Source organism: bacterium (assembly GCA_030018315.1).
Lineage (GTDB): Bacteria > Hydrothermota > UBA3073 > JACQXS01 > JAGMCI01 > JASEGA01.
On record JASEGA010000042.1, the window covers coordinates 1 to 9,874 of the forward strand.

Here is a 9,874-nt window from a genome sequence, read left to right on the forward strand (position 1 = left end):
TAAAAGAGAGTTAGTAGCGGTGTAATTCTGTGGGATTTAGCAGAAATAGGAAGTGCAAACTTAATTATTCAACAAAGCAACTTTTTTTAAAAAAAATTTAGTGAGTGAAATGTCTACGATGTGTAAATATCATTGCAATACGATACTCATCGCATGCATTTATTACTTCATTATCCCTAATAGAGCCACCCGGTTGTATTATACATTTTATACCTGCCTTATGTGCAAGGTCTATTGAGTCCCTAAATGGGAAGAAGCCATCTGATGCTAACGCAGTCTCTTCAGAGCTCAGGTTAAATCTTTTCATATTTGAGAGCGCAATCTCAAGTGCACCTATCCTATTTGGTTGACCTGCCCCTATACCTACAGTACGGTCTTGTGTTGCAATACATATAGCATTTGATTTTATAAAACGCACCACCTTAAATGCAAATTTAGATGCACTTAATTCGGCTGGCGTTGGCTCCCTTTTTGTGACAACTTCCCAATCAGCCTCATTATCTGGTAATACATCATTATCCTGTAATAGGAGACCACCCTCTATCCACCTAAGTGATTTTTGTGAAAGTTTACCATTAAGTGGTAGTTGCAGAACCCTCATATTCTTTTTCTTTTTTACTATTTCTTTAGCTTCATCTGTATATGATGGTGCAATCATGGCTTCAATAAATGTATTCGTAATCTCATTAGCAAGCTCAGCTGTGACTTCACGATTCACTCCCACTATTCCACCAAAACTTGATACCGGGTCAGTAGCATATGCCTTTTTGTATGCATCAAGCACACCTTCACTTATCCCTACACCACACGGGTTTGCATGTTTTAGTATACAAGCACAAGGAGATGGGAAGCTCTTTATAATTAATAATGCAGTGTTTAAATCGTAAATATTGTTAAAAGATAGTTCCTTACCTTGTATTTGTCTTGCATTAACTACTGAAATTAGGCTGTTTGGGTCTGGAGACCCAAACCCACCCGTTTTATAAAGAGAGGCAGTCTGGTGTGGATTTTCGCCATACCTTAAATCAGTTACCTTTTCATAAGTCAAATTTATTCCTGTATCTCCAATAAATGATGCTACTTGTGAGTCAAATACAGATGTCAACCTAAATACTTTTTTAGCAAATTCAAGTCTTGTATTCTCAGATATTTCACCGTTAGCTTTAAGTTCTGCAATTACTCTATTATATTGATTTGGATTAGTTACAGCAGTTACCCACTTGTAATTCTTGGCAGCTGCCCTCAGGAGGCTAACGCCACCGATATCAATGTTTTCAATTCCTGGGGCAGTCTCAAATGGGTATAGGTTGCAAATGACTATATCTATAGGTGGGATGCTAAGCTCTTTGAGCTCGTTAAGATGTGTTTTATTACTTCTATCAGCAAGAATGCCACCAAGTATCTTCGGATGCATAGTCTTTACTCTACCAGATAGAATTTCAGGTGTCCCAGTAATCTCTGCAACACTTATTGATTCTATTCCACCCTCTTTCAATATTTTTTGTGTCCCTAAACTTGCAATAATTTTGAATCCAAGTGTATTCAGTTCTCTTGCAAATTCTAATAGTCTACTCTTATCTGATACACTAATAAGTGCGTATCTCACTTTTTTTGGGCGAGGAGGGATTTGAACCCTCACCCCCGTTGTTATCGGAGAGGGGATTTTAAGTCCCCAGTGTCTACCATTCCACCACTCGCCCTTGACCGTTAAGTTACCATAAGATAAGTTTAAAGTCAAGTTTTAAAATTCTTAACTTATTTTAACAGTATAAAAATTTTATTTGACAAATGTGTTAAATTAATATATTTTAATTATAGGAGGTTATATGGAGAAGGAGAAGATTATAAAGAAATTTGCTATTCATCCTAAAGATACAGGCTCGCCAGAAGTACAGGTCGCTCTGATTAGCAATCGGATAGATAATTTAAGCAACCATCTAAAAGTCCATAAGAAGGACAAACACTCAAGGAGAGGGCTTATTATGATGGTAAGTCAAAGAAGGAAATTACTTAAGTACTTGTTAAGCAAGAGCCCTGTGAGGTATCAGAAACTGGTAGACGCGCTCAAAATAAGGGGTTAGATGGAACTCACAATAGGAAGTAAAGCTCTCTCTGTTGAGACAGATAAATTAGCAGCTGCTGCCGATGGTTCTTGTATTATTAGATATGGTGACACAATTGTACTTGTCACAGTTTGTAGAGATACAAGAGAGCCTAAAGTCTATTCCGATTTTATCCCATTAACCTGTGATTATTTAGAACGCCGCTACGCTGCCGGTAGGATACCGGGTGGCTTTTTTAAAAGAGAAGGAAGGCCAACAGAAAAAGAAGTGCTCACCTCAAGGCTTATAGACCGTCCGATAAGACCATTACTTCCTAAAGAATTGAGAACCCCTGTCCAGATAATTGGGACAGTCCTTTCAGCAGACCAAGAAAATGATGGTGACATATTATCTATGATTGGTGCCTCAGTTGCATTAAGATTATCAAGTATCCCATTCCCAGACCCTATAGGAGTTGTGAGGATAGGGTTAATTGGAGATAATTTTATAGTAAATCCGACAATACCAGAACTTGAGAACTCTGACCTCAACCTTATAGGAGCAGGGACAGCAGATGGGATAACTATGATAGAGGCAGGGTGCCGTGAACTCTATGAGGATACTATCATCAAGGCACTTGAAATTGCACTCCCTGAACTCAATAAAATTATAGAATTACAAAATGAAATAAAAGAAGTAACTAAAAATTTTATCATTGATGTAGACAGAGATAAGGAAAGACAAACTGAATTAAGAAATTTAATTCGTGACAAATGGGCTGCAAAGATTGAGGGTGCACTTAAAATTAGAGAAAGGGCTATGAGACGTGAAAAGCTACGCGAAATTTTGGCTACAATAATTTCAGAGCTTAAAGAAAATTACGATGAGCATGAGCTTATAGAGGAATTTGAGAGAGTACAAAATGATTATCTTAGAGGTCAAATTATACAAAATAAACTTCGTATTGATGGACGCAGTCCACTTGATTTGAGGCCTATCTCATGTGAAGTTGGTCTTCTTCCGAGGGCTCATGGGTCAGCTTTGTTTACAAGGGGGGAGACTCAATCACTTTGTGCTATCACTCTTGGGACTGTTATGGATGAGCAAAAGATAGACGAGCTTATAGGTGAGTCATACAAAAGTTTTATGGTCCACTATAATTTTCCGCCCTTCTCTGTTGGCGAAGTTGAGAGGCTGAAACCTCCAGGCAGGCGTGAAATAGGACATGGAGCACTTGCAGAGAGGGCACTTGAGCCTGTAATTCCATCAGCTGAGGATTTTCCTTACACTATTAGAATTGTGTCTGATATACTATCTTCTAATGGCTCATCCTCAATGGCGACTGTTTGTGGTAGCTCACTCGCCCTTATGGATGCTGGAATTCCAATAAAAGAGCATGTTGCAGGTGTAGCACTTGGACTTGTAGAAGATGTAATACTTGTGGATATATCTGGAGAAGAGGACCACTTTGGAGATATGGACTTAAAAGTTGCCGGCACTCGCAAAGGGATAACTGCAATACAACTTGATGTCAAAACCAAAGGACTTAAACTTGATACCATTAAGGAAGCATTAAAAATTGGAAAAGAGGCTAGATTTTCTATACTTGATAAAATGGGTTCTACAATTCCTAAGCCTAAGAAAGAAGTTTCTGTATATGCACCTAAACTGAGTGCTATTTGGATACCTAAAGAGAAGATAGGCCGGGTAATAGGACCTGGTGGCAAGATTATAAGAGAGATAATAGAGAAGACAGGTGCTAAAATAGACATATCAGATGATGGCAAAGTTTCAATAGCTTCAGATTCATGGCAAACAACACAAACTGCTCAAAAAATAATTGAAGGCATAGTTGAGGATATTGAAGTTGGCAGGTCTTACATTGGCAAAGTTAAGCAGATATTACCTTTTGGTGTAATAGTAGAACTCTTTCCCGGTAAAGAAGGGATGATTCACATTTCACAGCTCGCCAACTATAGGGTAAAGAGAACTGAAGACGAGGTAAAAGTAGGTGAAGAGGTTCCGTGTAAAGTGATAGGTATTGATGAGCAAGGCAAGATACAGCTATCAAGGAAAGCTTTACTCCACTAAAATGTAGAAGAATGGGAATTATTAAGAAAAGACTACTGGTTTCTGGCAGTATAGGAAAAAGAGAGAGCGAAGTTTTATTTGATACTGGAGCTTCAGCCTGTTTTGTGAGGGAAGATATAGCAAAAGGAATTACACAAATCCTTCCACTTTCTAACCCACTAACTTTTTTACTTGGCAACGGAACTGTTCTAAAGGCAAAGCTTACAACCACTTTACAGGTTAATATAAAAGGGCATCCCCTTGCTCATATGTTTCTGGTAGTTCAAAAGTTACCATATGAAGTGATTATAGGGACTGATTTCCTCCAGAGATGGAAGATAAAGCTTGACCCAGCTACAGAAGAATTTATCATTGACGAGAAAGCACTTGAAATAGTGCTTGTATCTCTTTCGTCATTGTGAGTGACACGCCTTGCCGTCAGGCAGGCAGCGAAGCAATCTCCTACAGAATGTAAAGAATAATAAAGTGGAGGAGTTATGTCAAGAGCTTTAGCGGAAATAGAAATAAGAGGTAAAAAACTAAATGCTATCTTAGATACAGGTTCATGAGGTCATATATTAAAAAAGAATGGGTAAAAGAGTTTCAAAAAGCACCAGTTGAGTCATTTAAGGTGAGACTTGGGGGCGAGAGATTAAGTTTTAAAGAAGTAAAAATTGTAACTGGCTTTGTTAAAGATACAAGTGAAAGGAGATATTGTTTTGCTGAGCGTTTTTTTGAAGTTAACAATTTGGGTGAAGAAAACGGTAAGGAAATAGATGTATTGCTTGGTTCAGTAATTCTTGAAGATTGGGGTGCAGATATAGATGAGAGCGTGAGTCCACCTCAAGTTGATTTTTGCAAGCTTAGAAAAGGAGAACTAGTAGAGCTGTAAGTTGGCATTTGAAAATAATAATAGGGAGAATAGGGGACGGACTACTAATTATTTTGTTAGAGCATTTGATATTGCTTATTATTGAGTTTGTTGTAGTGAAGTAAACCAAGTGCATACATTCTTCCACTCACACTTACTACAAATTGAGATAATATCTATTTTATTAGGGATTCTGTTAACTAAGTTATTAATATCTTTTGCTTTAATTTTATCACCAGGTTTCAGAGATAGCAGGCTCAAAGTTTGTAAATCCCGCTCCTTTGTAAAGGGGCGGGATAAATCCATATCTCTGACATTCTTTGCAGAATCTGCATCTTTTGAGCATATATTATTTACATTATGTGGACACGGGATACATATATCGTCACAATCATCAGTTACCTCTATTAATAACTCAGGTGTTGAGTTTATACTTCTAACGATTTTATTCATATTAGCAACAAATTTTGGGCTGTATCCATAGCCTTGAAACCCCTGTATACATAATAGATGATGTCCTCTAATCCGTATCATTGATGTAAACTGATTACATATCTGTCTAAATCAATGATTAGTATTTTCTGTCTGAGTATCTTAGTTTATCTACTTCTCCATTATACGATGCTTTTGGTAGAATTGAAGCGCTAATACCTGCAGATATGCCCGCTTTTAGCAAGTCGCCAATAATAAACGGGACTACTCCCTTCACAATTGTATCCAATAAGCCCGTGCCTATACTAAATGCGAGATAAGGAAGACCAAAAATGTAGATGATACCTACACCTATCATCATAAGTCCTAATTGTGACACAAAACTGCGTGCCCTTATGTATCTATCAGTGTATCTACCAATCACAAAAGCTGCAACAATGAAGCCCAAAATGTAACCACAACTTGGCTGACTAAAAATAGCTAAGCCACCAACTTTACCCGCAAACCAAGGTATACCTGCTATCCCTAATCCAAGATACATTGCCTGACTCATTGCCCCATATGTGGCACCACACAATACTCCACTTAAAAGGACACCTAAAACCTGGCCAGTAAAAGGGACGGGTGTAAACGGTAAATAAATATAAATCTGTGCCAACAACCCTGTGACGCATGCCATACTGAAAGCCAAAATTAACTTTTTTGCAATTGTTAACTCATAGCGCCATTTGAAAAATAAATACCTCGCCTGTAGGTATTTATCAACTATTGCTATTACATTCATTGCTCCCCCCTTTACGACTTAAAGAAGTCTAATATTTTTATAAGAGTAGACTTAAGCTCTGGTCTCGGTACTACCATATCGAGTAATCCATGTTCAAGCAAGAATTCAGACTTCTGAAATCCTTGTGGCAGCTCCTGTTTTATTGTTTGCTCAATCACCCTAGGACCTGCAAACCCAAGGAGTGCTTTTGGCTCAGCTATTACTATATCGCCTAATGAAGCGTAAGAAGCCATAACACCGGCAGTTGTTGGATTTGTCAATATACTAATAAATGGGATTTTCTGTTCTGATAACTCAGCGAGTGTGCCTGCTGTTTTTGCCATCTGCATAAGGGATAAAATCCCTTCCTGCATCCTTGCCCCACCAGAGGCACTCACAATTATAAGTGGAATTTTCTTATCCATTGCAAGTTTAATTAGACGCTTAACTTTCTCACCCACAACCGAGCCCATTGAACCACCCCTAAACCCAAAATCCATCACCCCAATAGCTACATTATGGAGACCAATTTTAGCTTCACCTACAATAATTGCTTCTTTAAGTCCAGTACGCTTAGAATCAGACTCAAGTTTCTCAAGGTAGTCATCAAATCCTAATGGATTAGCAGGTCCTATTGAGACTTCAACCTCAATAAACTCATCTGTTAATATTTCAATGTACTTTTTAGCAGATATCTTAAAATGATAGCCACAGTTCTCACACACCCATAAGTGTTTTTCAATCTCTTTCCGATAAAGTATTTCACCACAACCCTCACACTTAAGCCATAGACCGTCAGGTACCTCTCGTTTTACAGTAGGTTTAAGTCCCTTTTTGCCTTTAAACCACATATTTAATCTAAAACTTACAAGAAATAACACATACTGTCAAGAAAAAATCTTGACAAACCCCATAATTTAGTGCAATATTTTTAAGGGAACTAATTGCAATTTTTGATTCTGGTTTTACATAGGATTTTGATATAGTAAAAAAGAGGAAAAGGTGAGAGGGTGATATGAGTTTATTTATTCAAACAATCTCTACCGCAATCTTTACTATAATAGGTGCTTTTCTCTTTGTTGTACTTACAAGGTTGCTTAGACAGAACGGTAGAGCCATAAATGACTTAGGTAACAAGCTTAGTGAACTCATAAAAACGGAGAGCCAAAACACAAGGCAGCTAATGCAGGAAATAGACAAAAGGCATACAGAGATTTTTTCAAAGCTGCTTAGCAAATAGGAAAAAGGGATAGGCTACTCCTACATATAATTTTTGCTTTTAAGGAAGGAGGGTATATGAAAGTTGCAATCGGGGCTGACCATAGAGGAGTAGAGCTAAAGAGTAAAATAAAAGAATTCTTAGAAGTAGAAAAAATAGAGGTTGAAGACTTTGGGACTCAGACCAAGAAAGCGTGCGACTATCCGGATTTTGGATTTATGGTTGCTGAAAGAGTAGCAAAGGGTGATTTTGACTATGGTGTCCTTATATGTAACACTGGACTTGGCATGTCAATTACTGCTAACAAAGTAAAAGGTATAAGAGCAGCTCTTTGTATAAATGAGAAGCTGGCTGAGTATGCAAGACGCCATAATGATGCAAATATACTTGTCATTGGAGCTGAGTTTGTAGATGCTGAGCTTGCAAAAAAGGTTATAAAAACATGGATAGAAACACGATTTGAGGGTGAGCGCCATAATCGGAGGCTTGATAAAATAAAAGCGTTTGAGTCAAAATTTGTAGATAAGGAGCTGTGGGAACGGGAACTCAAACACTGGCAACAGGAGGCAAGAAAATGGCAATCAAGGGCATGGAGGAGGTAAATTAAAATATCAAAAATCAAATATTAAAATGCAAAATTAATTGGGAGGCCTTATGGGGCTTAAAGAAAGTGACCCATCTGTTTACAATGCAATAAATGGTGAATTGAACAGGGAGAGGAACAATTTAGAACTTATAGCATCAGAGAATTTTCCATCTAAGGCTGTACTTGAGGCTCAAGGTTCTGTACTCCAAAATAAGTATGCCGAAGGCTACCCTCATAAGCGATACTATGGGGGATGTGAGTTTATGGATGTAGTTGAAGAGCTTGCAATTGAGAGGGCAAAGAAGATTTTTGGTGCCGAGCATGTGAATGTACAGCCACTCTCAGGTGTACCTGCAAATATGGCAGCATACTTTACACTTGCAAACTTTGGTGATACAATAGCCGGACTTGCACTCGCACACGGTGGCCACTTATCACATGGACATGAGATAAGTTTCTCTGGTAGGTGGTTTAGAGTTATACATTACCAGGTTGACCCAAAAACCGAGCTGATAGATTACGCAGCTTTAATGAAGCTTGCTAAAGAAGAGCAGCCAAAGATTATTGTCTCAGGTGCATCAGCATACCCAAGAACTATTCACTTTGATAAATTTAAAGAAATTTGTGATGAAGTAGGTGCATACCATATGGCAGATATAGCTCACATTGCAGGTCTTGTAGCTGCTGGGTTGCATCCATCACCTATTCCATATGCAGATATAGTGACTACTACAACTCATAAAACACTGAGGGGACCGAGGTCGGCTATAATTATGTGTAAAGAGAGATGGGCAAAGGATGTAGACAGATGGGTATTCCCAGGAATCCATGGTGGTCCCCATATGCATACAGTTGCAGCTAAGGCAGTGTGCTTTGGAGAAGCCTTAAGACCTGAATTTAAGGAGTACCAGCGCCAAATCTTACTTAATGCAAAAGCAATTGAAAATGAGTTAAAACGCTACGGCTATAGACTTGTGGCTGATGGAACAGATACTCACCTTTTACTTGTTGACCTCAGAAATAAAGGGATAACTGGTAAAGATGCTGAAGAGGTTCTTGGTCGTGCAAGTATAACTGTAAATCGTAACACAATTCCATACGATACACAAAAGCCATTTATTGCTTCAGGTATAAGGATAGGGACACCAGCAGTTACAACAAGAGGGATGAAGGAGCCTGAAATGAAGCGTATATGTGAGCTAATCAATACTGTATTAAGCCACCCTGGAGATGATAAGATACTTAAGAAAGTTAGAGGTGAGGTAGATGAACTTTGTAAGTTTTTTCCGCTTTACTAAAAATGGTTAAACATCGGCCTCCTTGGGATGATTATTTTATGCAGATAGCAAGACTTGTAGCTTCAAGGTCTACCTGTTTAAGAAGGAAAGTAGGTGCAGTTATTGTCAAAGACAAAAGGATTCTATCCACCGGCTATAACGGTGCACCATCAGGTATACCTCATTGTGCTGAAATTGGCTGCCTACGCAAAAAACTAAATATCCCAAGTGGTGAGCGCCACGAACTTTGTAGGGGACTACATGCGGAGCAAAATGCAATAATACAGGCAGCTAAACTTGGTGTAAACATTGATGGTGCCACTATTTATCTTACAAACCATCCTTGCTTTATATGCAGTAAACAAATCATAAATGCAGGAATCAAAAAGATTGTTTATAAGGAGGGATACGAAGACTCGTGGGCAAGAGATATTTTAAAAGAAGCAAGTGTGAAAGTAACAAAATTTAGTCCCCATAAAACATTGTAGTATATTCTATGAATAAAATAATTAGTGAAAAATACAAGCTCTATAATTAAAATGTTTTAAGAATAAGGAATTAAGGCTATTTAGAAATGGGTAGTTTTTTGGGAAAGATAATTTGAAGAGTAGTTA

At 38.1% G+C, this 9,874-nt stretch carries 11 protein-coding genes, 1 tRNA gene and 1 pseudogene; 8 read left to right on the top strand and 5 right to left on the bottom strand.

The annotated features are described in order from the left end of the window. Nucleotides 1-97 precede the first annotated feature (97 nt). Entirely contained in the window at nt 98-1,606 is a 1,509-nt protein-coding gene (purH, locus tag QMD71_09475) for a bifunctional phosphoribosylaminoimidazolecarboxamide formyltransferase/IMP cyclohydrolase (GenBank protein ID MDI6841056.1), read from the bottom strand. Nucleotides 1,607-1,612: 6 nt separating this feature from the next. Further along, nucleotides 1,613-1,700: transfer RNA gene (locus QMD71_09480), tRNA-Leu, on the bottom strand. 126 nt (nt 1,701-1,826) lie between these two features. On the opposite strand from QMD71_09480, the gene rpsO reads away from it, so the two are divergent. The 4 genes from rpsO (at nt 1,827) to QMD71_09500 (ending at nt 5,004) form a co-directional block, all read left to right on the top strand. Continuing rightward, entirely contained in the window at nt 1,827-2,081 is a 255-nt protein-coding gene (rpsO, locus tag QMD71_09485) for a 30S ribosomal protein S15 (GenBank protein MDI6841057.1), read from the top strand. Further along, complete coding sequence (locus QMD71_09490) at nt 2,082-4,133, top strand: polyribonucleotide nucleotidyltransferase (GenBank protein MDI6841058.1); 2,052 nt, start codon at nt 2,082-2,084, stop codon at nt 4,131-4,133. It begins immediately after the preceding gene. A gap of 11 nt (nt 4,134-4,144) precedes the next feature. Next, nucleotides 4,145-4,534 (top strand): retropepsin-like aspartic protease, encoded by a 390-nt coding sequence (locus QMD71_09495; GenBank protein ID MDI6841059.1) that lies wholly within the window; start codon nt 4,145-4,147, stop codon nt 4,532-4,534. Between the two features lie 143 nt (nt 4,535-4,677). Continuing rightward, a complete protein-coding gene (locus QMD71_09500) occupies nt 4,678-5,004 on the top strand; it encodes a hypothetical protein (GenBank protein ID MDI6841060.1) in 327 nt (108 codons plus the stop codon). 78 nt (nt 5,005-5,082) lie between these two features. On the opposite strand, the gene QMD71_09505 is transcribed toward QMD71_09500, so the two are convergent. The 3 genes from QMD71_09505 to accD are packed head-to-tail and all read right to left on the bottom strand — an operon-like array spanning nt 5,083 to nt 7,029. Continuing rightward, nucleotides 5,083-5,517, bottom strand: a complete 435-nt coding sequence (locus QMD71_09505; GenBank protein ID MDI6841061.1) for a DUF1284 domain-containing protein — start codon at nt 5,515-5,517, stop codon at nt 5,083-5,085. Between the two features lie 37 nt (nt 5,518-5,554). Beyond that, the gene (locus QMD71_09510; protein MDI6841062.1) at nt 5,555-6,199 is read right to left on the bottom strand and encodes a biotin transporter BioY; all 645 of its coding nucleotides are present in this window, start codon (nt 6,197-6,199) and stop codon (nt 5,555-5,557) included. Between the two features lie 11 nt (nt 6,200-6,210). Beyond that, nucleotides 6,211-7,029, bottom strand: a complete 819-nt coding sequence (accD, locus tag QMD71_09515) for an acetyl-CoA carboxylase, carboxyltransferase subunit beta (GenBank protein MDI6841063.1) — start codon at nt 7,027-7,029, stop codon at nt 6,211-6,213. 164 nt (nt 7,030-7,193) lie between these two features. Here accD and QMD71_09520 point away from each other — a divergent pair, with 164 nt between their 5' ends. From QMD71_09520 to QMD71_09535, 4 genes and pseudogenes are all read left to right on the top strand, one after another. Continuing rightward, entirely contained in the window at nt 7,194-7,418 is a 225-nt protein-coding gene (locus tag QMD71_09520) for a hypothetical protein (GenBank protein MDI6841064.1), read from the top strand. A gap of 56 nt (nt 7,419-7,474) precedes the next feature. Then, a pseudogene (rpiB, locus tag QMD71_09525) lies at nt 7,475-7,906 on the top strand (ribose 5-phosphate isomerase B). A gap of 145 nt (nt 7,907-8,051) precedes the next feature. Continuing rightward, the gene (gene glyA / locus QMD71_09530; protein ID MDI6841065.1) at nt 8,052-9,281 is read left to right on the top strand and encodes a serine hydroxymethyltransferase; all 1,230 of its coding nucleotides are present in this window, start codon (nt 8,052-8,054) and stop codon (nt 9,279-9,281) included. 2 nt (nt 9,282-9,283) lie between these two features. Next, entirely contained in the window at nt 9,284-9,748 is a 465-nt protein-coding gene (locus QMD71_09535) for a cytidine/deoxycytidylate deaminase family protein (GenBank protein MDI6841066.1), read from the top strand. Nucleotides 9,749-9,874: the final 126 nt, after the last annotated feature.